Annotated in this window: 17 protein-coding genes and 1 riboswitch; of the genes, 8 read left to right on the forward strand and 9 right to left on the reverse strand. The window is 69.0% G+C overall.

What is annotated here, in order from left to right; genetic code table 11:
- Positions 1-206: 206 nt before the first annotated feature.
- The gene (locus tag RB614_RS41545; protein ID WP_308718226.1) at positions 207-836 is read left to right on the forward strand and encodes a tyrosine-type recombinase/integrase; all 630 of its coding nucleotides are present in this window, start codon (positions 207-209) and stop codon (positions 834-836) included.
- Here the strand turns inward: RB614_RS41545 and RB614_RS41550 are convergent.
- From RB614_RS41550 to RB614_RS41565, 4 genes are read right to left on the reverse strand one after another with little or no spacing between them, the layout of a single operon-like run.
- Complete coding sequence (locus tag RB614_RS41550) at positions 788-1003, reverse strand: hypothetical protein (protein WP_308718227.1); 216 nt, start codon at positions 1001-1003, stop codon at positions 788-790. The two genes, RB614_RS41545 and RB614_RS41550, sit on opposite strands and share 49 nt — an antisense overlap.
- Before the next feature lie 3 nt (positions 1004-1006).
- Positions 1007-1738, reverse strand: coding sequence for a class E sortase (locus RB614_RS41555; RefSeq protein ID WP_308718228.1), 732 nt, complete (start codon positions 1736-1738; stop codon positions 1007-1009).
- The gene (locus RB614_RS41560) at positions 1735-2466 is read right to left on the reverse strand and encodes a hypothetical protein (protein WP_308718229.1); all 732 of its coding nucleotides are present in this window, start codon (positions 2464-2466) and stop codon (positions 1735-1737) included. The genes RB614_RS41555 and RB614_RS41560 overlap by 4 nt, the downstream gene beginning before the upstream one ends.
- Positions 2463-3710: a right-handed parallel beta-helix repeat-containing protein gene (locus tag RB614_RS41565; RefSeq protein WP_308718230.1), complete on the reverse strand. Its 1248-nt coding sequence runs from the start codon at positions 3708-3710 to the stop codon at positions 2463-2465. Before RB614_RS41565 ends, RB614_RS41560 begins: the two co-directional genes overlap by 4 nt.
- A gap of 108 nt (positions 3711-3818) precedes the next feature.
- On the opposite strand from RB614_RS41565, the gene RB614_RS41570 reads away from it, so the two are divergent.
- On the forward strand, positions 3819-4895 hold the full coding sequence (locus RB614_RS41570) for a Dyp-type peroxidase (RefSeq protein ID WP_308718231.1): 1077 nt from the start codon (positions 3819-3821) through the stop codon (positions 4893-4895).
- A 75-nt stretch (positions 4896-4970) separates the two neighbouring features.
- Here RB614_RS41570 and RB614_RS41575 read toward each other — a convergent pair whose 3' ends face one another.
- Both RB614_RS41575 and RB614_RS41580 read right to left on the reverse strand, forming a co-directional pair.
- Complete coding sequence (locus RB614_RS41575; RefSeq protein ID WP_308718232.1) at positions 4971-11630, reverse strand: SdrD B-like domain-containing protein; 6660 nt, start codon at positions 11628-11630, stop codon at positions 4971-4973.
- A gap of 562 nt (positions 11631-12192) precedes the next feature.
- A complete protein-coding gene (locus RB614_RS41580; protein ID WP_308718233.1) occupies positions 12193-13617 on the reverse strand; it encodes a glycosyltransferase family 2 protein in 1425 nt (474 codons plus the stop codon).
- Positions 13618-14292: 675 nt separating this feature from the next.
- On the opposite strand from RB614_RS41580, the gene RB614_RS41585 reads away from it, so the two are divergent.
- From RB614_RS41585 to RB614_RS41600, 4 genes are all read left to right on the forward strand, one after another.
- Positions 14293-15219, forward strand: coding sequence for an RNA polymerase sigma factor (locus RB614_RS41585; protein WP_308718234.1), 927 nt, complete (start codon positions 14293-14295; stop codon positions 15217-15219).
- Positions 15102-15917: a PhzF family phenazine biosynthesis protein gene (locus tag RB614_RS41590; RefSeq protein ID WP_308718235.1), complete on the forward strand. Its 816-nt coding sequence runs from the start codon at positions 15102-15104 to the stop codon at positions 15915-15917. Before RB614_RS41585 ends, RB614_RS41590 begins: the two co-directional genes overlap by 118 nt.
- 315 nt (positions 15918-16232) lie before the next feature.
- Positions 16233-16368, forward strand: a riboswitch (cyclic di-AMP (ydaO/yuaA leader).
- A gap of 341 nt (positions 16369-16709) precedes the next feature.
- A complete protein-coding gene (locus RB614_RS41595; protein ID WP_308718236.1) occupies positions 16710-17432 on the forward strand; it encodes a C39 family peptidase in 723 nt (240 codons plus the stop codon).
- Between the two features lie 249 nt (positions 17433-17681).
- Positions 17682-19820, forward strand: a complete 2139-nt coding sequence (locus RB614_RS41600) for a HelD family protein (RefSeq protein ID WP_308718237.1) — start codon at positions 17682-17684, stop codon at positions 19818-19820.
- A gap of 12 nt (positions 19821-19832) precedes the next feature.
- Here RB614_RS41600 and RB614_RS41605 read toward each other — a convergent pair whose 3' ends face one another.
- Positions 19833-20243, reverse strand: a complete 411-nt coding sequence (locus RB614_RS41605) for a hypothetical protein (protein WP_308718238.1) — start codon at positions 20241-20243, stop codon at positions 19833-19835.
- Between the two features lie 10 nt (positions 20244-20253).
- The gene (locus RB614_RS41610) at positions 20254-21165 is read right to left on the reverse strand and encodes a ParA family protein (protein WP_308718239.1); all 912 of its coding nucleotides are present in this window, start codon (positions 21163-21165) and stop codon (positions 20254-20256) included.
- A gap of 22 nt (positions 21166-21187) precedes the next feature.
- Between RB614_RS41610 and RB614_RS41615 the strand changes: the two genes are divergently transcribed.
- Both RB614_RS41615 and RB614_RS41620 read left to right on the forward strand, forming a co-directional pair.
- Positions 21188-22057, forward strand: a complete 870-nt coding sequence (locus RB614_RS41615) for an MFS transporter (RefSeq protein WP_308718240.1) — start codon at positions 21188-21190, stop codon at positions 22055-22057.
- Between the two features lie 24 nt (positions 22058-22081).
- Positions 22082-22378, forward strand: coding sequence for a hypothetical protein (locus RB614_RS41620; RefSeq protein WP_308718241.1), 297 nt, complete (start codon positions 22082-22084; stop codon positions 22376-22378).
- Positions 22379-22390: 12 nt separating this feature from the next.
- On the opposite strand, the gene RB614_RS41625 is transcribed toward RB614_RS41620, so the two are convergent.
- Positions 22391-23284, reverse strand: coding sequence for an IS982 family transposase (locus tag RB614_RS41625; RefSeq protein WP_308717983.1), 894 nt, complete (start codon positions 23282-23284; stop codon positions 22391-22393).
- Positions 23285-23351 lie beyond the last annotated feature (67 nt).

A 23351-nucleotide genomic window follows, 5' to 3' on the forward strand; every position in this document is an offset into this window, starting at 1 on the left:
CCTCCCCGACTGATCACGCACCGTCGCCTCGGGCTATGACGTCCCCTGGGGACGCGGATCCGAGCACGCTCAAACCGCGGGCAGCCGCGACCATCCAGGCATACTGCGTCACGATTCATCCCTTTTGTGGAGTACGGGGCGTGAGATTGTGGCGGAGTACGGCAGACGTGTGCTGGCCGCGGTTCGGGCGGCGCCCGACGCGCGTCGTGGAGACCGGCGAAACCGATCGGGTCGTTGGCAGGGCGAGCTGCCGGGTCCTGCGCCGCGAGGAGGTCCAGATACTCCTGCGGTACGCCGACGACCAGGTCCGCGCGGCCCTGCCGTACGGGCGCAAAGCCGTGCTCGCCGCGTTCCGGGACGGGATGGTCCTCAAGGTCATGTACGCGTGGGGGCTGCGCCGGCGCGAGGCGGTCCTCCTCGACGTCGCCGACTGGCTCCCAAACCTGCACGCGCCCGAGCTCGGGGCGTTCGGCGCGCTTCGGGTGCGGCGGGGTCCCGCGGGGCCCGCCCAGACCACGACCCGCGTCGTGCTGAGCCTGTTTCCGTGGGCGGTCACCGAGGTGGAGCGGTACCTGAGCGTGGTGCGTCCGCTGATCGGCGGGCCGAGCGGCGCGACGATGTGGCCGGCCGCCCGCGACGGGCGGCTCTCCACAAAGGACCTGAGCCAGCTGATGGCGGGCTACTGTGCCGCCGCCGGCCTCGGCACCGGCTTCGACCCGCACACGCTCCGGCTCTCCTACATACGGCACCTGCTCGAAGACGGCGTCCCCCAGCAGCTGGTGCGCGATCAGGTCGGGGAGGCCGACCTGGTCGGCTTCTCCGCGTTCGAGGACTGATCGGCGACCGAGTCCACCTGCACGTCGTCGAAGGGCAGCAGGATCGGCTCGAGGAACGGAAAGACCACCCGCCAGAGCAGGACGGCGACGATCCCACCCAGGACCGCCACCGCGACCAGCCGCCCCAGCCGCCGGAACGGAAGGTGGCGCCACAGCCACGCGTACATCGCCTAGCTCCTCAACTCGGCTGGACTGCCCGCCACGCGTTCCTGAGCCCGGACGAGCTCGGCGCGCACCACGAGCCGGTGACCGTTGCTCCACTTTGGATGGCACGTGGTCAGGGTGAGCAGCTTGGCCGTCGGTGCGCCGCCGCGACTTCCGGGCGCCGGAGCGATGACCTCCACCGCGTCCGGCTTGACCACACTCAGGCCGGTGACCCGGTAGACGTACCAGCTCGTCCTCGTCTCGACGACGATCACGTCGCTCGACCGGACCTCGTCGAGCCGCCAGAAGATGGCTGGGGTACGGTGTCCGGCCACGGAGAAGTTGCCCACCTCCCCCGGCAGGGCGGTACCCGGGTAGTGCCCCGGCGCGTACCGGATGTCCCGCGACCGCACGCCTTCCACCACCACCCACCGCTTGCCGAGCTTGGGAATGTGCAGCCGCGCGACCGCCTCCCCCGGAGGGCCGCCCTGATCGCCGGAGCCGGACCGGTTGCCCGGCGCCTTCGACCCGCCTCCGGACGGCGCGGGAGTGGCCGGGCCGACGGTTGGGGCATCGCCGGACGCGCCCCAGCGCTCGTCGAGCTGCTGGTCCAGCTGTCCCTGCCGCGCGTCGATCGCCCCGGTCTGGCCCCACACGGCGTACCCGGCGAAGAGCATCGTCACCAGGCCGAGCGTGGTCATGAGCTCGCCCAACGTCCGGGTCGCGATCCGCAGGGCGGCGCCGGCTCGGCCGCTCATCGCGTCCCCGGGGAAGGGCTGGCGCCGCTGGCCGCGAGCCGCTCCCGCAACGCCGGCTCCGCATCGACCCGCTGCCGGCCGAGCCGGGACAGGTCCAATGTGATGGGTGGCTTGCCATTGCGGATTTCCAGGCGGCGCAGCCGGCCTTCGTGGTCGAGCCAGTAATGGATCTGTTGGGCACCTTGTGCCCGCGCTTCGCCGTCCCCGACCCGGGGCCCGCTGAAGACGTCGACCGCCGTGCCGCTGAGCGTGTCCGCGCGGAGCCAGGACGCATCGTTGTTGATCAGCAGCTGCGGGTTTTCCGGCCGGTCGCTGGCGAGCCGCAGGCTGGTCGCCAACGCCAGGTGCAGTGGGTTGCGGTCGGGCTGCAACGGGTCGACCTGCCAGTCGCCCTTCTGGCCCACCGTGGCGAAACTCCGCAGTCCCCACACCACCCGCTGGCGTTCGATGGCTCGGCCGTCCGGGGCCAGGGTGACGAGCTCGCCGTCACCGAGGTGGTCGCGCCAGTCCACGATGGCCTCGATCTGGCTGACCCCCAGGCCCGGCACGGGCACGACCGCGGTCAGGTGTGCGCCTCCCGCGTCGTGGTTCAGGAAGAGCACGGCCGCCAGCCGCTCGGCCTCGTCCGAGCTCACGATCCGCGCGGTGGGTTCGGCCGGCGGCTCGGCGCATCCGCCGGCGAGAAACAGCAGCGCGGTCAGTACCGCCGCGACGCCCCGGGCGGTCACCTGCTCTCCAGCACGGCGGGCACCTCTTCGGAGTTCGCGGGGACCGGCACCGAAGCGACGTCGACCGCGCCGGGCGGATCGCCGGCGGGCGCGACGGGTAGGGCGGCCGGGTCCGGCATCCCGGGCTGCTCGGCGGGCGCCGGCACGTCCCGGAACGACATGCCCGGCGGTGCGGCGGCTCCACTCTGGACGGCGGCGGACCCCATGGCGGCCGCGGACGTGGTGACGACCTCCTCGCGGTTGCGCACCTGCCGGTTGCCGTCGATCCGGTTGTCGCGCGCGGGAAAGTCCAGCGCGTCCGCCACGACGATGCCGGCGCCCGGATGCCCGCTGATGAGATTGCGGGTGACTTCGTTGCCGCTCCCGCCGCTGATGCCGACGCCGATCCCGAAGCCTCCTTCCGCCTGGGCCGGCGTACTCGCCTCGGCGTTGTCGACGATCGCGTTGCCAGCGACCAGGATCTGCGCCTGCGGCGCGTACGACTCGAGCATGTCCGTCGCGATCGTGAGCCCGACACGGTTGTGGGTGATGCGGTTGCCGACAACGGAAATGCCCACCGAGGCGTTGGTGAACTCCATGCCGACCGCGTTCCGCTCGGTCACGTTCGCCTCGACCCGCACGTCGCAGGGCTTGCACTGTCCGACGTAGACGCCGGAGTCGGCGTGCCCGGACGCGTAGTTCTCCTTGATGACGCCGACGCGTGCGTCGAAGGCGTAGATCCCGTAGAGCGCGTTGTTGTACGCGGTCACGTGGGTGGCCCTGAACCCGATCAGCGGCGGAAACTTCGACGTGTCCAGCTTGCTGTAGTCGCGGCCGCCGGCTCCGGCCCCGTGCAGGGCATCGTCGGTGACGCCGGTGAAGAGCACGCCGTTGAAGAGATGGTTGCGGACGGTCAGGTTCTCCACGGCGGTACGGGAAGCGGTGACGGTGATGCCGTTGCCCCGCCGGAACTGCCCGTCGATCACGACCCCGTTGCGGTCGGCGCCGCGCACGGTGATTCCCGGCCGGTACACCTTGACGGACTCGGTGTAGACGCCCTTGTCGATGAGGACGAGGTCGCCGACACGCGCGGCGTCGACAGCCTCCTGGATCGTCGGCGCATCCGCCGGCACCCGGATCGTGACCGGGCCGGATCCGCTCGGGCGCCGTACGCCGCCGTCGTCGACGTGCAGGCACCCGCCGAGGAAGCCGACGGTGAGCAGTGTCCACAGTGCAACCTGGTACCCGGGGTTTACGTGCCGCACGTCGCCGTCCTCAGCTATCTTCGCCGCATGAATCACCACATAGTGCACTCGCCTGGACACATTGGGCATGACGCGACCGCGTCCCGCCGTGGCGTCGTACGAGGGCTGATGGGTGGCGCCGCGGGACTGGCCATCGGGGCCACCGCGAGTTGCCGGCGCGGCAAGGGACCCCACGACACCGGGTCCGCTCCGACCATTCCGTTCCACGGTGGACGGCAGGCCGGCGTCGACACTCCGCCGCAGACTCACGCCCTGGTCGTCGGCTACGCCCTGGCCCCCGGGGTGGTCCGCGACCAGCTCGTCCGGGCGCTCGGCGACTGGACCACCGCCGCGTCCGCGATGACCTCCGGCCGCAGCTCCGAACCGGCGCTGGCCGGCACGTCGCCGGCACGACTCACCATCACGGTCGGCTTCAGTGGCGGCCTGTTCAAGGCGCTCGGGCTCGCTCCGGCACCGGGCATGGTGGATCTGCCCGCGTTTCCCGGCGACCGGCTCGATCCCAACCGCACCGGGGCGGACGTGGGCGTACAGCTCTGTGCCGACGACCCCATGCAGCTCGCCGGCGCGGCCGCCGTGCTGAACCGCCTCGCCGACGGCGTGCTCCTGCCCCGCTGGCAGCGGCTGGGACTGCGGCCGACCCGTCAGGTGGGTACGCCCCGCAACCTGTTCGGCTTCAAGGACGGTACGGCCAATCCCACCGATCTGGACCGGCACGTCTGGCGTCCCGACGGGAGCACGTTCCTGGTCGTCCGGCAGATCCGCATGGACGTCCCGAAATTCACCGCGTTGCCGCTGCCGGACCAGGAGGCGGTGATCGGCCGCTCCCGGGAGAGCGGGGCGCCGCTGGGGGCGCGCGTCGAGACGGACGAGGTGGACCTGTTCGCCCGAACGGACGACGGCGCCTACGTCATTCCCGCGACCGCCCACGTCCGGGCCGCCCATCCCCGCTTCGACGGCGGCGCCGAGATGCTCCGCCGCGGGTACACGTACGTCGACGGCGCCGGTGAGGTCGGCCTGCTCTTTCTCGCCTTCATGCGCGATCCGGAGCTGTTCGTCCGCGTCCAACGTCGACTGTCCGCAGTGGACGGACTCCGGCACTTCACCGAGACGCGCGGTTCGGCCCTGTTCTGGATCCCGCCGGGCGTGGCCGAGGGCGACTGGATCGGCTCCGCCCTGCTGGGCTGACCGGCCCGCACCGGGCAAGGTGATGTCCCCGCCGCTGGAAGCGACGGGGACACACCTTCGTGAGCTACCTTCCGGCTATCCCTCCTCGACCGACGTGCGGCGCCGGCGGGCGATCAGCATCATCACACCGCCACCGACCAGCAGCAGGATGCCGCCGGCGCCGACGGTCAGCGCGCTCGCTCCGGTGACCGGCAGCTTGCCGCTCGGCGGCGACACGGGCTCCGGCTTCGGCTTGACGACAACGACCTGGACCGGCTTGTGGACCGGCACCCGCTCCTTGTCCTCGTCCGACTTGACCGGCTTGCCGTCCGGGTCCTTGCCGGTGGCAACCGCGGTGTTCATGACCTCACCGGCGTTGGCGTCCGCCGCGGTGATCGTGTACGGACCACCGGTGCAGGTCATGCTCTCGCCCGGTGCCAGCTCCGTCTTCGGGCAGCTGACGTTGGCGATCTTGTTGTCGGTCACCTTGATGTCGGTCACCTTGACGTCGCCGTCGTTCTTGACCACGTAGGTGTACGTGACCTTGTCGCCGGCGTCGGTGCGGCCGTTGTGGTTGGTGTCGTCCACCTTGTCGGCCTTCTTGTCCACGGTCAGGTGCGCCCGCGGCGGAGTGGCGAAGCCGGCGTCGATGGTGTCGTCTCCGTCCTCGGCCGGTGAGGTGATCTTCACGCAACCGTTGGCGTCGGCGTCCGAGTCCTTGGCGTCGTCCTCGCCCGCGTCCTTGCCGGTCGGCTTCAGGTCAGCGGCGGTCACACCGTCCGGCAGGCCGGTGGCCGTCGAAGCGTCGAAGCAGACCTCGTACTCGGTTTCGGGCTTCACCGTGAACTCGTACTTGCCCTCGGGGTCGGTCTTCGTGGTCTGGACCACGTTGCCGTCCTTGTCCTTCAGGGTCACCGTCACGTCCTTCAGCGGCGGCTCACCGTCGTCCTGGACGCCGTTCTTGTTGTTGTCCAGCCAGACCTTGTCCCCGATGGTCACGGTCTTGTCGACCGGGACCTCCTCGGTGTCGGGCTCGGACTCGACGGGCTCACCCTCGGGACCCTTGCCCTTCGCGACCGCGGTGTTGACCACCTTGCCCGCCGTGGCGTCCGCCTCGGTGATCGTGTACGGACCACCGGTGCAGGTCACCTTCTCGCCCGGCGCCAGCTCCGCCTTCGGGCAGCTGACGTTGGCGATCTTGTCGTCGGTCACCTGGATATCGGTCACCTTGACGTCGCCGGTGTTGGACAGCTCGTAGGAGTAGGTGACCTTGTCGCCGGCATCGGTCAGACCGTTGCCGTTGACGTCCTCCACCTCGTCCTTCTTCTTGTCCAGTACCAGCAGCGGCTTCGCGGGATCGAGCGGGACCTCGACCTCAGACGGCTCGGATGGCACCTCTTCGCCGTTGGGGTCGACGCCGGTCGCGGTCGCGGTGTTGTGCACCTTGCCGGCCTTCACGTCCTCGGCCGTGACGGTGTACGGACCGCCCGTGCAGATCACCTTCTCCCCCGGCGCCAGCGCGGTCTTGTCGCACGTGACGGTCGGGATCTTGTTGTCGGTGACCTTGACCTCGGTCAGCGGGACGTTGCCCATGTTGGTCACCTCGTACGAGTAGGTGATCTTGTCGCCGGCGTCCTTCCTGCCGTTGCCGTTGACATCCTCGACCTTGTCGGCCTTCTTCACCAGGTCGATCGCCGGGTTGAGGAGCACGTAACCGCCGTCGACCGTGTTGTTCGCGCCCTGGCTGGGCGTGGTCACCGTGACACAGCCGTTCTCGTCGATGTCCGAGTCCTTGGCGTCGTCACCGTCCGCGTTCAAGCGAGTCGGGTTCAGCGCAGCGGCGGTAACGCCCTCCGGCAGCCCGGTCGCCTTCGACGCGTCGAAGCAGACCTCGTACCCGGTGTTCGGCAGCAGGTTGTCGAACTTGTACTCGCCCTTGCTGTCGGTGGTGCTGGTGTCCACCACCGTGCCGTCCGGGTTCTTGATCGTGACCGTGACACCCTGGAGCGGCGGCTCGTTCGGGTCCTGGATACCGTCCCCGTCCTCGTCGATCCATGCCTTGTCGCCGATGCTCACCGGCTTCTCGACAGGCACCGTCTCGGTGTCCTCATTGGACTCGACCGGCTCCCCGTCCGGCGTGGTACCGGTCGCGACCGCGGTGTTCTTCACCTCGCCCGCGGCGGCGTCCTCCGGCGTGATGGTGTACGGACCAGCCTCGCAGGTAACCGACTCGCCCGGTGCCAGCGCCGTGGCGGGGCAGGTCACCGGACCGATCTTGTCGTCGGCCACCTCGATCTCGGACAGCTCCACGTCGCCGGTGTTGGTCACCAGGTACGTGTAGGAGACCCGGTCTCCGGCGTCGGTCCGGCCGTTGCCGTTGACGTCCTCCGGCTCACCCTTCTGCTTGTCCAGCTTGAGCTCCGCGTGCGGAGCCGGCTTGGTGTCGAAACCGGCGTCGATGGTCGGGTCCTCGCCGGACTCCGGCGTGGTGACCTCGACGCAGCCGTTCGCCATGATGTCGGAGTCCTTGGTGTTGTCCCCGACGTTGCTGCGGGTCGGCTGGAGCATGTCGGCCGTCACGCCCTCAGGCAGGTTCGCCGCGTTGGACGCGTCGAAGCAGACCTCGAACGTGGTGTCGGCCGGCAGGTTCTCGAAAACGTAGTTGCCGTTCTCGTCGGTCGAGGTCTCCCCGACCGTCTTGCCGTCCGCGTCCTTGAGCGTGACCGTCACGCCCTGCAGCGCCGGCTCGTTCGGGTCCTGGACCCCGTCACCGTCCTGGTCGAGCCAGGTCTGGTCACCGATCGTCACCAGCGTCGGCGTGACGTAGCCCGCGTCGACCGTCAGATCGTCCTGACCCGGCGCCGGCGTGGTCAGCGCAACGCAGCCACCCTGATCGATATCCGAGTCCCGGGTGTCATCGCCGTCGGAGTTCACTCCGGTCGGCTTCAGGTCGGCGAGCTTGACCCCGGCCGGTGGGTTGGTCACCGTCGAGGGATCGAAGCAGACCTGCACCGGCGTCTCCGGCTTGACCCCTTCGAACCGGTAGATGCCCCGGTCGTCGGTGGTGACGGTCTTCGTCGTACCGTCCTCGTACTTCAGCGTGACCGTCACGCCCTGCAGCGGCGGCTCGCCCGGGTCCTGAATGCCGTTCTTGTTCGTGTCCACCCAGACGTAGTCACCGATGTTGACGGTCGGCGACGGCTCGGGAGCCATGTAGCCGGCGTCGAACGTCGGGTCGTTCCCCGTGGCCGGGGTCGTCACCACGACGCACTGCGACGTCGGATCGATGTCCGAGTCGGCCGCGTCGTCGTTGTCGGCGTTCTGGGCGGTCGGCACCAGGTGACCGGGCTGCAGCCCGGCCGGCAGGTTGGACGCGGACGACTTGTCGAAGCAGAGCTTGAACTCCGTGTTCGCCGGCAGGTCGTTGAACGCGTAGTGGCCGTTGCTGTCGGTGGTCGCGGGCGGCTTCGCCAGCGTGCCGTCCGGGTTCTGCAGCGTGACCTTCACACCCTGGATCCCCGGCTCGCCCTGGTCTTGGACGCCGTCGCGGTCCGCGTCGTACCAGACCTTGTCGCCGATGGAGACCACCGTCGGCTCGGGCTTCTCCTTGTAGCCGGCGTCGAAGGTGAGGTTCTCACCCGTCGCCGGGGTCGTGATGTCGACGCACTGCTCGGCGTTGATGTCCGAGTCGGTGCCGTCGCCGTCGACGTTGATCGCCGTCGGCTCCAGATCCGCGGGCGTCACACCCTCCGGCAGGCCGGTGGCCGCCTTCGGGTCGAAGCAGATCCGGTACTTGGTGTCGGGCAGCAGGTCCTCGAAGAGGTACTTGCCGTCCGGCGTGGTGTTCTTCGGCTCCCCGACCGGGTTGCCGGCCTCGTCCCGCAACGTGACCGTCACGTTGCCGAGCCCGGGCTCGCCCTGGTCCTGCTGGCCGTCACCGTCGGTGTCGAACCAGACGAAGTCACCGACCGACACCAGCTCCTGGAGCGGCACGATGTCGTCGTCCGGAGGCGAGTCGATCGGCGGCTCGTCGCCGGGCGGGGTGCCGTGCGCGACCGCGGTGTTCTTCACCTGGCCAGCCTCGGCGTCCGCCTCGGTGAACGTGTACGGCGCGCTCTTGCACGTGGTGGACGCGCCCGGCGCCAGCGTGGTCGCCGCGCAGGTGATACCCGTGGCCTTGTCGTCTGTCACGTTCACGTTGGTGAGCGTCACGTTGCCGGTGTTCTTGACCTCGTAGTTGTAGACAACCGTGTCACCGGCGTCGGTGATGTCGTTGTCGTTGACGTCGACCGGCGTGTCGTGGGTCTTGACCAGCGTGATCGCCGGCTTCTTCTCGAGCGGGACCCGCTCCTCGTCCGGTGGTGTGTCGATTGGCGGGCCGTCGGGCGGCGTACCGTGCGCGATGGCGGTGTTGACCACCTCGCCGGCGTCGGCGTCGGCCTGCGTGAAGGTGTAGGGCGGGCTCGTGCAGTTCGTCGACTCGGCCGGAGCCAGCGTCGTCTTCTCGCACGTGATGCCGGTGACCTTGTCGTCCGTGACGTTCACGTCGGTGAGCGGCACGTTGCCGGTGTTGGTCACCTTGTAGTGGTAGACAACGGTGTCACCGACGTCGGTGATCCCGTTCTGGTTGACGTCGACCGGCTCGTCACGCGTCTTGTCCAGGGCGATGCCCGGCCGAGGCGGCGTCATGAAACCGATGTCGTACGTGTGGTTGGCGGTCCCCGCCGCGGGCGCCGTCACGACGACGGTCCCGTTGTCGTCCGCGTCGGAGTCGATGTTGTCGGCTCCGCCGTCCTTCTTGGTGACCTCCAGGTCCGTCGCGGTGACGCCGGCGGGGAGGTTCGTCGCCCCCGACGGGTCACACGTGACGGTGTACTGCAAGCCCGGCTGCACCATGAAGTAGTACTCGCCCATGGCGTTCGTCGTGGTGCTGGTGGTGCTGCCGTTGGGCGCCCGCAGCGTGCAGACGACCCCCGGTAGCGCCGGCTCGGACGGGTCCTGGATGCCGTCCCGGTCGGCGTCGTACCAGACCTGGTTACCGATCTGCGCCGGCCCAGGCGTGACGAGCGCCTCGAGGTCGCCAAGGCCGTTCGCCTTGCCGAACGCGGCCGGGTTGGTCGGGTCGTCCCGGTAGATGACGTACCCGCGGGTCTGGTCGGTGTTCGACCGGCCGTCATCGTTGTGCAGGTACAGCACACCACCCGAGATGGAATCGATCACCGGGTCCAGGGCGGTGGTCGCCACGTCGGTGAACCGCGGAGCGAGCCAGAGCGCACCCTGGGCCATCTCCTCGTGCCCACCGGCGCCGTCGAACGTGTAGACCTCGCCCGGGTAGTACTCCCTCGTCCCGGGCAGCTCCGGGCCGCCGTAGGGGCCACCCTGGTAGTTGTCCGCGCAGCCGCCCTCGCCTTCCCAGACGTAAGCGCCGTCCTCCAGGCACACCCGGTTGATGTCACCGTTGGAGAACGTGCTGTAGACGACTCCTGGGGTGTCCGGGTTGGAGAGCGACTGGAGGCCCACCTGGTCGGCAAACCGGTCCCGGAAGCCGAGGATCATGTCGCCATCGCGGTCGAATGCGATGTCGGACAGGATCGGCTGCGGGTACATGACGGTACCGCCGGCCGCCGCGGGGCCGATGATCTTGGAGGTGTCCCAGGTGCTGAGCCAGGGGTTCCAAGTGCCGGGGCCCAGAGCGGGTCCCGACGAGCCACGCGGGAAGTCCAGCCGGTGGTCGACGACCGGCGTGCCGAACGAGCCGTTCTGGTAGGCGTAGACGACCGCCCGCATGTCGGCGCGAAGCTGCGAGCTCTCCGCGGAGCAGACGCCGCCTACGTAGACCACGCCGTCGCGCACTCCAAGGCCAAACGGTCGCCAGTCCGTCGCGACGGTACAGCCCGGGTCGGGGATCGGCACGGACGTCACCGCACCAGCGGCGCCAACGGGAATGCTGACCAGTTGCTTGCTGGCCACGTTGACCGCGTAGAGCGTCGAGTCGTCCTCGGACATCTCCAGGTCGCCCAGCGACTCCTTACCCGGCGGGTTGAAGAAGCCCGGGTCCTGGGCGTAGTTGGCTCCATGCGCGGTGGCTCCCGCGTTGGGCAGGTTTGCGAACAGCGACCACGTGTATCCGCCGCCAGCACCGGGCGTGCCGACGTAGATGGCGCCGGGACCGTTCGGGCCGTACGCCGTGTGCCGCTTGGCGAGCGCACCCGCGAACACGCGCTGGGTCGACCGCTGCACGGCGATGCCGTACGTCGTACCCACGTCGCCGTAGGTCGCGAGGGTGGCCGGACGCGGCGACGGGAAGGCGTCGACCGAACCACGCCGGGACCACGGGTAGGTGACCACCGCGGCGTCCCCGGGATTGCCCCCGGTCCGCCAGCCGCCCAGGTGACGTGGCGTGATCAGCGTGGGGTCGGGCGGGGAGTAGTCGGCCGGGTTGGCCACGCCCATGACCACACTGGCGGTCTTGCCGCCGGTCACGTCGACGAACGACACCAGCGACGAGAGCGCCGGTGCCGGGCCGCCAGCGATCGTCGGCTGGAGATACGACATCGAGTCCGGGATCGTCGCTTCCGCCCGGTACTTGCCACCGGCCAGTGGCGCGTCGGCCGGTGGGAAGCTGGCCACCCCCTGGGCGTTGGTGGTAGCGGTCCGGGAGTTTCCGGCGTCGTCCCGGAGCGTCACGGTGATGCCCTCGACACCTAGTTCCAGCCCGGTGTCATAGGTGCCGTCGAAGTCGGCGTCGCGGACCACGGTGACGTTGACTGTCCCGTCTCCCGGTGCTGCCTTCGCCGGCGCCTGTCCTATCAAGGCCCCGGTTCCGAATATCGCTAGAACTGCTGCGCCCACCTTTTTCACGATCGACCTTCGATCGCGAGGTGGGCCGTCCCATTTGGACACCGCTTCCCCCTTCTGCGTGACGGTTGTCCCCAGAACGGTCACTTCCGCCAGTCGTCAGGCCCGCCAGCCGACCTATCCCGGCAAATGCACCAGGAACGGAAGCTCCCGCACTGCTCTCGCCCACGGAGAAGGGATATGACACCGGAAGAACGCAAATAAGAAAGGGGCGCCGCTCGCGGGAAGCTGCTCAAGGATTCCCGCGAGCGGCGCCGGTTCCACGGCCAGGACCGCGATCGCCACGCCGTCGATTACCGCCGTTGTCCACACCCACAGCGGCATAAGTGTGGAGGCGGCAGGAGGCAATTACTCGACGGCTCTCGCGGCGGCGTCACCGACCACGGAACGTTCACTCACGCTTCCCGCACGCCCACTCAGGGCGAAGATGACGGCAAACCACGAAAAGCTGGCGCCGCCCTCACCGGCGGCTCACCGTCGCGCCCTCTCCACTGTGGAGCGTGGCGCGGTCCGGCCCGCCGTCGTGGCCGCCGGCGGTCCGGTGGATCTGGGCCGGGCGCCGGTATCCGCGGTCCACGCCGGACAGGACCAGGGCGATCGCCAGCCAGGTGGCCAGGCAGGACAGGAACAGGTAGCCGACGTAGGCCAGGCCCCACCCCGCAGCCTGCAACGGGTGCGACCCCGGTTCGACCTTCAGGACGTACAGCGGGCCCCAGACGGCAAACTGGAGCAGGCCGAGCAGCACGATCGCGGACCAGAAGAACCAGATCGCGGCTGGCACCTCGCCTATCGCCTCCCGCGGGCGCAGCGCGACCGCGGCGAGCAGAGCCAGCACCGGAAGCCCGTACACGAGCGACGCGACCGCACCGAGCCACGGCCGGACGAGGATCAGGGCGGTCGACGCCGTCTCCGGCGGGCGCAGTGCCGGATTTCGCCACAGTGACGGCAGGTACCGCGCCCGGCGAAGGCTGTTACGCGCGTGCCGGATCTGCCTGGCCAGGAGCGGACCGAGCGTCGGCGGGCCGGCGCGCTCACCCCACGTGTCGTGTGCGTAGACGGTGCGATGCCCGCGGATGAGCAGATGGACCGCGAGGTCGTAGTCGTGGCCGGGGATCCGCCACGGCCGCCGCGCGCCGCCGCCCAGAGCGTCCAATCCGGACACGCGAACGAACTGGCCGTTGCCGTTGAAACCGACGGCCCCGCCACGCGGCACGGCCAGTCGCGCGGCGAGCGTCGGTCCCTGGGACTGGACGTCCTGCAGGCGGACGAGGAGACGCGCCCACGCCTGGTGGAGCCGGCCGGTCGTGGCTCGGCGCGCCGCCAGCGGGTTGCGGTCGCCGCGGTTGACGATACGCTCGCCGATCTGCACCACCGTGACCCGCGGATCGCCGAGGTACCGGCGCCCGGAGACCATCGCCAGGCAGTCCTCCCGCAGCCGCACTCCCGGATGGACCACCGCGACGACCACCAGGTGACGGTCCACATCGGATGGCAGCCACCGGTCCAGGGCCTGGTACAGGGAGTTGAACGGCTCGTTCCCGCCGCGGGGTCCATGAAGCGACGGTGTGTGCAGGATCAGGTGCACCCGGGGGTCCAGGAGTGCGAGCTGGTGGACGACCGTGGCGGTGGGTGTGACGCCGGCGTCGTCGAGGACCCAGACGTGCGCTTCGGGGAAGTCACGGCGGAGCGCGGTGATGGTGAAGCGCACCTTGCCTTCGTCCTGATCGCAGGGGACGAAGAAATGCCAGTGGTAGCGCTCCGGCTCTCCTTTCTCGCCCCGCCGCTGGCGAAGGTAGGGGACTATCACCGCCAGTAGATAGACCGAAAAGGCCAGACCCACGAGGTAGGAGGCCGTCGCCGAATGCTGGAACACCGTGTTCAGCACGGCGCGCTTCCCATACACGCTCCACGCATCTCTATCCCCTGACCGTCGAGACGTACATCGTTCACACCCTCCACGCGGCCACGGCGGCGAAGATGACGGCGGTCGTGAATCAACCCTCGTCGCCCAGTCACCACAACGAAACGGGGCGAGCCGGTTGGCCCGGCCCGCCCCGCCAGCACGCGAGAACACCTGATGTCGTCAGGAGGGTCGTTGTTTGGTCGTGTGCCCACCTCCTTCCCTCACTTGCGGCACGTTGGCTTCCCTCACCTCCGGGACGTTAGCCGAATCGACGAGGTCGCACCGGAAAACAACACCGTCTCGACGGAAATGTCCACCGACCGGATACACCAAGAAGCTACATTGACACCTAGCGATAGATAATCTGTCAAGATCCTCGGCGGCTCGCCGCGCGCGAGTCGGAACCCTTTAACACATGAGCGGCGCCGCGCGGCGGATTGGCACGGCGTGGCGTCTTCGGAATCCACACACGACCTGCTCTTAGTGAACCTGTTACACGATTGCCAGCCGGACGGCTGACGTCAACGTCGACAAGGCTGAATCCCGTCTGGATCTTCGTACTCCCTCGCACCGGCGATTCCTGTCCCCACACACAGGTCGTTGGGATGCCTGTGACAACCGAAACCGTTGACGCCACTGGCCGAAGGGAGTGCACCGATGCCCGAACCGGCCGAGGGTCTACCGCCGGCCATCGCGGCTTCTCGTGACCTCGACGAACGCGACGACGCCGAACTCGTACGCGCCGCGAACGAGGGCGACACGGAGGCGTTCGCGGTCCTCTACCGGCGATACGCGGGTAGGGCTCGGCGCGCGGCCGCCCGCTGGTCGATCGGCGGCGCGCAGCGGGACGACATCGTCTCCGAGTCGTTCGGACGTCTGCTCGCCACCCTGCGAAACGGCGGTGGTCCCCGCGGCGAGTTCCTGCCCTACCTCCTCCGTGTCATCCACAACGTCGCGGTCGACCAGGCCCGGCAGGAACGCTTCGCCGAGCCGCGCGACGATCTGGACCTGATGGACGAACCCTCACCGTCGATCCATCCGGCCGCTTCCTGGCAGGACGAGGTCCTCGCCGAAGCGTTCCGGTCACTCTCCTCCCGCTGGCGGCAGGTGCTCTGGCACATCGAGGTGGAAAGCCTGAGACCGGCCACCGTGGCGCGGATGCTGGGCCTCTCGCCGAACGCGGTCGCCGCCCTCGCCTACCGGGCCCGCCGCGGCCTTCGCGAGGCGTACCTGCGGCTGCGCGCCGCGGCGGCCACCGCACCCAACCGGGACCTCACCGGCGGGTCCGGGGCCGCACCGCGGCCCGGGCCCGGCGTCCCCACCCCTCACGACGCGGCCCCGCACGCCTTAGGCGACGACCCGCCGGAGCACGCGGCCACCACTAAACTCCGGCAAGGACGGTCACCACCGGCGAGGGGCGCATGGTCACGATTGCGGCGGGGCACGGCACCGTCGTCGACGCGTGCGTGCGCGACGGGCGTGGTGGGAGCCCGACCGCCGTCGTCGACGATCCCGGCGCGCTGTCCGACGCCGAGCGCAGCCGGGTGCCGGCCCGCTACGGCACCTCACACGCGGTCTTCGTGACCCGCCGGGGAGCGCCCGGCACCGCCACCGACCTCCGCTTCTTCACCGCCGAGGGCGAGCTGCCCGCATGCGGCCACGGCACGGTCGCCGCGATCGCGTTCCTCGCCGCGCGAAGCCACGAGGCCGTGCGGGAGTTCACGCTGCGGGCGGCGGGGCGCGCCTTCACCGCGCACGCGACCCGCGACGGCGACCGGTTCCACACCGCCTTCGACCCCGGCCCCATCGCGGTACGCGAGGCCACCCCCGACGAGACCGGCCTCGTCGCAGCCGCGCTCGGTGCCAGCGCCGAACTGCTCGCCCCTGGCGCCTGCGTCGCCTCGCCGGGCCGGCCCCGGATCCTGATCCCGTTCGGCACGGCGCGGGCCGTCGCCGCCCTCACGCCAGACATCGACGCCCTCCGCGCCGCCTGCGACCGGCTGGGCTTCCTGGGCTGCTACGTCCACACCCCGCCGAGCGACGCCGGCCGGGTCACGGCACGCATGTTCGCCCCCTCGATCGGCGTCCCGGAAGACATCGCCAACGCCAACAGCACCGCCTGCCTCGCCGCGCACCTCGCCCGTCGCGGCGTCACCCACCTCAGCGTCGACATGGGCGACAGCCTGGGCAGCCCGGCGACCATTACGACCACCGCCCGCCGAACGCCGGACGGCGCCGCGATCCTGGTCGGCGGCGCCGCGACGCTAGCCAGCACGCCCTGAGCCGTTCGACGCCGGTGACCAGCGGCTCGACCCACCGGGAGCCCGGCCGGTCGGGGCTCCGCGACGTGGCTCCGGCACCGACGTCAACCCGGCCGACATCCGGAATCGGTCACCGGGGCACAAGTGAGTCCGGCAGCATCATGCTTCGTCTACCTGGCATAGTGCGCGTCGATCGGCATTGGTGCCGAGGCCGACAGAAATGTCCACGGCATCGGCGGCGAATTGCGGTGACGAGTACCGCAAATCTTGTCTGTCGCTGTACCGAGCAGTAGCGTCGTTGCGTCTGATCGGTCATTGGTCGCCGTACGGCGACGCCGAGCAGACCCGCCGAGTCGCATGCGCGAGCCGGGGACCCAGAGCAGTTGGGGTGAATCCGCGGTCCCCCACCGTGGTAGGGCGAGCTTCCCGCCCGAATCCGTCAGCTAACCCGGTAGGCGGCCAGGAAGGAGACCTCGTGCAGTTCCCCCCGTGCCGTGACCCGTCTGCCGCTCACCCGCAGCCTCTTCGTCGCTTCGGGCGTCCGAGCCCTCCCCCGCTCGACAGATAGCGACTGCGATAAATACCTAAGTTCATTCCGCAACCCTTCGCGCCGCTGATCGGCGTCGCGATCAGTTGCGCATGCCCCTCGACGGCCGGTCGCAGATTCGGCCCCGTCGCCCCCGGCCCGATTCGATGACGGGCCGGATCCCCCTGGAGGACCAAGTGAAGCGCGGACGGCACCGTGCCGACAGGACACCCGTCACCACCCCTCGCAATTACCGCATCGTGGCGGCATCAGCAATATTTCTCACCGTGGCCGCGACGACGACCGGCGCACTGATGAAATCGTCGTCCGATGCGCCATCCGTCGCCGGCCGGCAGATTCCGGCCGCCGCCCAGGTCACGGCCGCCACCCAGACGCCGAAGGCGGAAACGGCGAAGCCCAGCCCACCGGCGGCCGCCCGCCAGCCGGCGACGCCAGCGGCGAAGCCGTCGAGCCCCACCCCCACCCGCGCGGCGGCGCCACCGGCGGCCAAGACGCTCGACTACACGTACCAGGGCCAGCCCAACAGCTACTGGTGCGGACCCGCGGCCACCCGCATCGCGCTGAGCGCCCGCCGCCTGCTACCCAGCCAGGACGCTCTCGCCGCCCAACTCAACACGACCATCAACGGCACAGACTCGGCCGAAGACACCACCCGGGTCCTCAACAACCTGACCAAGAGCGGCTTCTACCGCACCCGCGAAATCCCCGGCGAAGTGGCGACGCCAGCCGAGATGGACCGCCTCCAGGCCGACGCCGTACGGGCGATCAGCAACGGGTACGCCATCGTGGCCAACGTCGTCGGCGGGGCCACCATCGCCGACGGCCGCCAGCTCGACTGGCCCGGGGGCCACTACATCACCGTCGTCGGCTACGCGGACGAGGGCCGAATCCTCAAAATCGCCGACCCGGCCAACCCGACCGTCAGCTCGTACTCGATCGGCACGATCGAGATGGCCAACTGGATAGCCCAGCGCGGCTACTCCGGCTGAACCAGATCCCAATGACGATCCTTCGAGACGAGGGATCGGACGAGTGGAGCGGTTGTGCAGAGCATCCGCATCTGGCCGGGCCTCGGTCCCACGGCGATGAGGCGAGAAGACAAGGTCCAGAATCGGTTCGCAAGGCCTGACCGTTGGGTCTGCGCAGTATCGGTAGGCAGTCTCGTGTGGACAGCGGAGGCTGGCGGTCCGGCGGTACGGTGGGGCGCGTCGGCTCGACCGGTTGATGCGAGGACGGACGTGGCTTCGAAGTCTGAGATTGCAGAGGAGCAGGAGTTCTTCGATCGCGCTGACAAGGCGCGCGAAAAGTCCCGCGCCGCTATCGCCGACGCCGCGGCCGCAGCGGCTCACCCGGCTGCTGCGACGCATATGCGACAGTTCGCCAAGGGGCACAGCGAGGCGCTCGGCTCTGCCGACACCGCAGTCGCGTTCGGACGCATGGACGACGACGAGAGCCGGCTTTACGTGGGCCGGCACGTGATCCGCGATGACGAGGGCGAGGTGATCGTTGTCAGCTGGCAGGCACCCGCCGCCGAACGGTTCTATCAGGCCAGCCATCACGAGCCGCACGGACTGACCCGCAAGCGGACGTTTCAGTGCACAGGCAACCTCATCGACGACTTCACCGATATTGTCTTCGCGCAGATGGCTGGTGATCCGGCTGGCCCCGACGCCGGTCTCCTACGGGAACTCGCCCGGGGTCGTACGGGCACGATGCGCGACATCGTCGCGACGATCCAGGCGGCACAGTTCGAGCTGATCCGCGCACCGCTGGAACGCATGTTGGTGATCGAGGGTGGGCCGGGGACCGGCAAGACGGCTGTGGCCCTGCATCGCGTGGCGTGGTTGCTTTTCAACCATCGAGATCGCCTCAGAAGCACCGATGTGTTGATCGTCGGTCCGCACCCTACGTTCACCCGCTACATCAGTACGGTGCTGCCGAGCCTAGGCGAAGACGACGTCGCCCAACTGGACATCACCAAGCTGGCGCCGGCGCTGGGGCGCGGCCGACCGGAACCCCCGGAGGTCGGCCGGCTCAAGGGCCAAGCACGGATGGCCGGCCTGCTCGACCGTGCCCTGAGCGCGCGCATCGGTGTGCCCGAGCCGGCCGAGCGGCTACAGGTCGACGGTCGCTTCGTCACGGTCCCCGGCGCCGAGATCCGAGATGTCATCGATACATTGAAGGCTGACGGCGCCCCCTACGCACACCGCCGCGCCCGGTTACGTGAGGCGGTAGCGCAGATGGTGGAGAGGCGCGGCGTCAATCCGGCTGTCACCCGCCACACCGCATTGGAAAACCTGGTCGACCGCCTGTGGCCGCAGTTGACCGCACCCGCGTTGCTGCGCGATCTCTTCAGCTCGCGGGAACGGCTGCTGGTGGCGGCCGGCGACGAGTTCACCGCGTCGGAGATCCTGCAGCTGCGCCGGCGCGGCGCGGACCGGCTGACCGAGGAGATCTGGAGCCGTGATGATCTGCCACTGCTCGATGAGGCCGAATTCCTGATCAACGGGGGCCCGCAGGTCCGATACGCACACATCGTGGTCGACGAAGCGCAGGATCTATCGCCGATGCAGTTGCGTTCGATCGCGCGCCGGTCCGCGTCCGGCTCGCTCACTATCCTCGGCGATCTGGCCCAGTCGACGGGCAAATGGGCGCGCGACAGTTGGGACGACGTGACCTCACACCTGCCGGCGAGGCTGCCCCGGGAGGTCAAGACACTTCGATACGGCTACCGGGTGCCCAGCCAGGTGTACCGGTTCGCAGCCGGCCTCCTGCCGTTGGCGTCCCCGGCCACGATCCCGCCCGAGGTGGTCCGCGACGGACCGGCAGAGCCCGCGATCTTCCGTGTCGATCCGGCCGAACGCGCTGGGCGTGCCGTGGCCCAGGCCGTCTCCCATACGAACGATGGCCGATTCGTCGGCATCATCTGTCCCAACACGTTGCGAACCGACGTGGAGGCAGCACTGGCAGCCAACGGAGTCGGCTGGAGCAGCGCCGACCGCGGCGAACTGGGCAACACGATCAACCTGATCAGCCCGCAGGAATCGAAAGGGCTGGAGTTCGACGCGGTCGTAGTGATCGAACCAGAGGACATAGTGGCCGGTGACGAGCGCGGGCACCGCCTGCTGTACGTCGCGCTGACCCGCCCAGTCGGCTACCTCGACATCGTCTGTGCCGGCGAGCCGTTGCCGCTGCGTTCCGTCGATGTCAAACTCACCAAGGCCGAAGAGGCCGCCGCACCGGCACCCGCTCTCGATCCGACCCGGCTCGCTTGGCTGGCCAAGGACATCGGCGCCCGACTGCGCCGGCACAGCCCACCCGAACAGTGGGAAGAGGTGCTGCGCGAGGCGGCCCGGTTGCTGACTCCCCCAAGCTAACCGACCGGGTCCTCAGCGGCGGCCCAGAATCGCGTCGGTGGTGAGCCGGGAACCGACCTTCTGCGCCACGATCAGGTCGCGTATCTGCGCCATGGTCTGCTTGGTGGTGACCTTGACGTTGAGCTCGTGGGCCAAGAGCACCAGCTGCGGCTTTCCGAGCTTGAGGTCCTCGAGGTATCGGGTCGCCGACTGGCGATCGTCGAGGTTTCGCAGGTCGGCGGCGACCTGGTCGGCTGACACCGGCAAAGCGGCCGGCGGGGCCGCCTTCTTGGCGCCGCCCCCGCTTACACGCGCGCCTTTCAGCACGACCTCCAGTCGGGCCTCGCCAGCGACCAATGCGTCGTACTGCTCCTGCGACAGCTTCTTCAGAAACTCCCCGATCCGCTGGAGCATGTCGTACGTACGGTCGACTGACTCGGTCAAGGCGCGCTCCTCAGATCCTCGTCCTGGCGATGAACTCACTGGTCAACTGCTTCAGGTCGTACTCGACGTTCTGCGTCGCGTGGGCCGCCAGCACCGCCGGGATGCCCAACTCCCCAGTGTCGGCGAAGACGCTCTTGCTTTCGCGTACGGTCTGGTTAAACACCGGTACCTCGGTCTCGCCAGCGCGATCGATGTAGTTTCTAATCTTGGTCATCAGGCCCGACCCAGCGTACTGGATCATGGTGAACACCACACCAAGGACCTCCGGGTTGATGCACGCCTCAGGCACAGGCCCGGCGACGCCGTTGTACTGCTCGACCAGTTGCGCCAGGCGACGCCGCAGGTAGGTGATCCCCAGGGTCGAAAGATAGTCGGCCTTGGCCGGAACCAGGATGTGTTCGCTTGCCACGACCGCGGTCCTGGTAACCATGTTGAAGTTAGGCGGGCAGTCGATCAGGATCATGTCGTAGCCCGCGAACTCCTCTTCTGTGAGAGCGTCGGCAAGCAGCCTGTGGACCGTGAGGTAATCGGGGTTGAAGGTCTGGTATCGGGATCCGCCCAACCCTGCGGCGAGATCGAGCTCCACGTCGACAAGACCGAGGTCCGAAGCGATCAAGTCAAGCTGGCCGCCCCGTTGGCGCACCACCGCATTGACCTTTGGCGGTGTCGTCACGAGGTCCCCAAGCGATTTGGTCGACGACGACCAATTGAACGAGTCATACCAGTGCAGGACCGTCTTCGACGGCCTCAGTTGGGTATCCCATTCGTCAGCCGTATAGAACGAGAACGTCAGACTCGCCTGCGGATCCAAGTCGATCAAGAGCACCCGACGGCCTCGGTAGGCCAAATCGGCACCGAGATTCGCCGTCACCGTGGTCTTACCGACCCCGCCCTTGTAGTTCAGAACTGATACGACCGTCACCCATACGCTCCCAGCACTACGCGTGATTGGTGTCTGGCTGGCAGCCTGTCACACAGGGCGGCCCGACAACACCACCGATCGAGCCAGAGGTCGTGATCGGCTCGGAGCTCCGCGAGAGCTCGGGGCGCGAGGGGTCAGCGGTGATGGGGTCGGCTGTCCTGAGCCACTGGCCTGTGCCGCCGCTCCGTCGATGGCGCTGCTGGTCGCCTTCCGCGCGATACAGGGCATCGGCGGAGCGGGTCTGATCGTCACCGCCGTCAGCACGCTCGGTGTGTTGTTCGACAAGGCCGAATTGATCCGGCGACAGATCTGGCTCACCGCCACCACCGCGGTCGCGGCGCTGGCCGGCCCGCCGGCCGGCGGCTACCTGTCGGAACTGGCCGGCTGGCCCTCGATTTTCCTCGTCAACGTGCCCATCTGCGGGCTGGCGCTCGCGATCGGCTGCCAGGGCCTTCCCGGCCGTGCCGGCACTGCCCGGCTACGGGGCTTCGACGTCGCCGGCGCGATGCTCTTGCTCGTTGCCACCTCGTGCGCCGTCGTGCTCGGCTCGTTCGAGCCGCTGGCCAGCTCGCCCGTTGTGGCACCAGCGATCCTCGCCCTCGCGGCCGTCGCGGCCATCGCCTTCGTGCGGCGCGAGCGCCGCGCCGCGGACCCGCTCATCCCGCCGGCCATCTTCGCCACGCCCGGGCTGGCGCGGTCGATCACCGTCACCGCGATCGGGGGGATCGCCCTGTTCGGCACGTTCACCTTCGTACCGCTGGCGGTCATCGCGGGCACCGGATACGGCATCTCTACCGTGTCGACGCTGCTCGTGGCGCTCACGGCCGGTCAGCTCACCGTGACCGCCGCCTTCTCCATCGTGGTCCGCAGGTTTCTGCGGATGGCGCCCTAGGGCAGGCTCGGCCTCCTGCTGGGCGTGGCCGGCCTCGGCCTGCCAGCGCTGCTTCCGCTCGTCGCCACGGCACCGGATACCGTCGTGCTGGCCGTCGCGGTCACCGGGCTCGCGCTCTCCGGTGGCGCGCTCGGCCTGCTCATGCAGGCCTACACGCTCCTGGGCATCTCCACCGCCCCGCCCGAGCACTTCGGGTCGGCGATGGCCACCCTGGCGCTCGCCCGGCAACTTGGCGGATCGATCGGCGCCGCGATGTTCGGCTGGCTACTGATCACCATGTCCGGCTCGCCCCGCGCTGTCCCCGCGGTTCTAGACGAGTAGTTCCGATGTCGGTCAGTGGTCGTAGGCGATCAGTGACCGGGTGATCGGTGCGCCGGTCTTGTTGTTGTGCCAGATCGCGGCGGCCATGGCCAGTAGGCGTTGGGCGATGCGGACGGCGACTCCGGTGAAGGTCCGTCCGCCGTGTTGTTCGAGGTCGAGTTGACCTTTGAGGGTGTCGTTGACCGACTCGATCAGCTGCCGGACCTTCTTGAGCAGCGCCTCGCCGTAGCGGGCTTTGTCCCGCTTGCGAGAGGGCCGCAGCAACTGGATACCCTGCTCGGCCAGGTCCCGCTCGAGTGTCTTGGACGCGAAGCCCTTGTCGCTGATCATCAGGATGCCGGTGTGCTCGGCGACCACGCCGGCTTCGACCTCGAGCATCGCGGCGAGGACCTCCCGTTCGCCGATCTTCGGGTTGGCCAGGGCCCACATGATCGGCATCCCGGTCGGGGTGCACACCAGATACAGGCGCAGGCCCCAGAAGAACCGTGAGTGGGAGGCGCAGTAGCCGTATCCGGCCCACCCGGCCAGGTCCGAGCGTTTCACCGTCGGGCGGGACATGCCGCACGGGATCGGGGTGGAGTCGACGATCCAGTGGTTGTCGAACCAGAAGTCGCTGTCACGGGCCAGGTCCCGGATGGTCTTCTTGATCAGCGGCAGGGCGGCACGGAGCCGCTTGTTGTAGCCGGGGCGTTGTGGCAGGTAGGGGAACCAGGCGCGTAGATGGATCCGGGCGTAGCGGATCCAGTGCGCCTCCGACCGGGCGCCGAGCAGGACCTGGGCCACGGCCAGGCAGACCAGCTCGGAGTCGGTCAGCAGCGGCGGCCGGCCCAACCATCGCGGCGTCCGGATCGTGTCATCGATCTTCACGTAAAGTGCGGTCAAGAGGGTGTCGAGGTCTTGCGTCACAACATGATCATCGACACCCTCCCTCATGCCCTCGCATCGACCCCCGACATCGGAACTACTCGTCTAG

The organism is Phytohabitans maris (assembly GCF_031085175.1).
GTDB classification, from domain to species: domain Bacteria; phylum Actinomycetota; class Actinomycetes; order Mycobacteriales; family Micromonosporaceae; genus Phytohabitans; species Phytohabitans maris.

What these genes read in the sequence shown, in the direction of transcription:
- RB614_RS41550 (WP_308718227.1), bottom strand. Translation starts at nt 1,003, where the DNA reads ATGTACGCGTGGCTGTGGCGCCACCTTCCGTTCCGGCGGCTGGGGCGG.
- RB614_RS41555 (WP_308718228.1), bottom strand. Translation starts at nt 1,738, where the DNA reads ATGAGCGGCCGAGCCGGCGCCGCCCTGCGGATCGCGACCCGGACGTTG.
- RB614_RS41570 (WP_308718231.1), top strand. Translation starts at nt 3,819, where the DNA reads ATGGGTGGCGCCGCGGGACTGGCCATCGGGGCCACCGCGAGTTGCCGG.
- RB614_RS41585 (WP_308718234.1), top strand. Translation starts at nt 14,293, where the DNA reads ATGCCCGAACCGGCCGAGGGTCTACCGCCGGCCATCGCGGCTTCTCGT.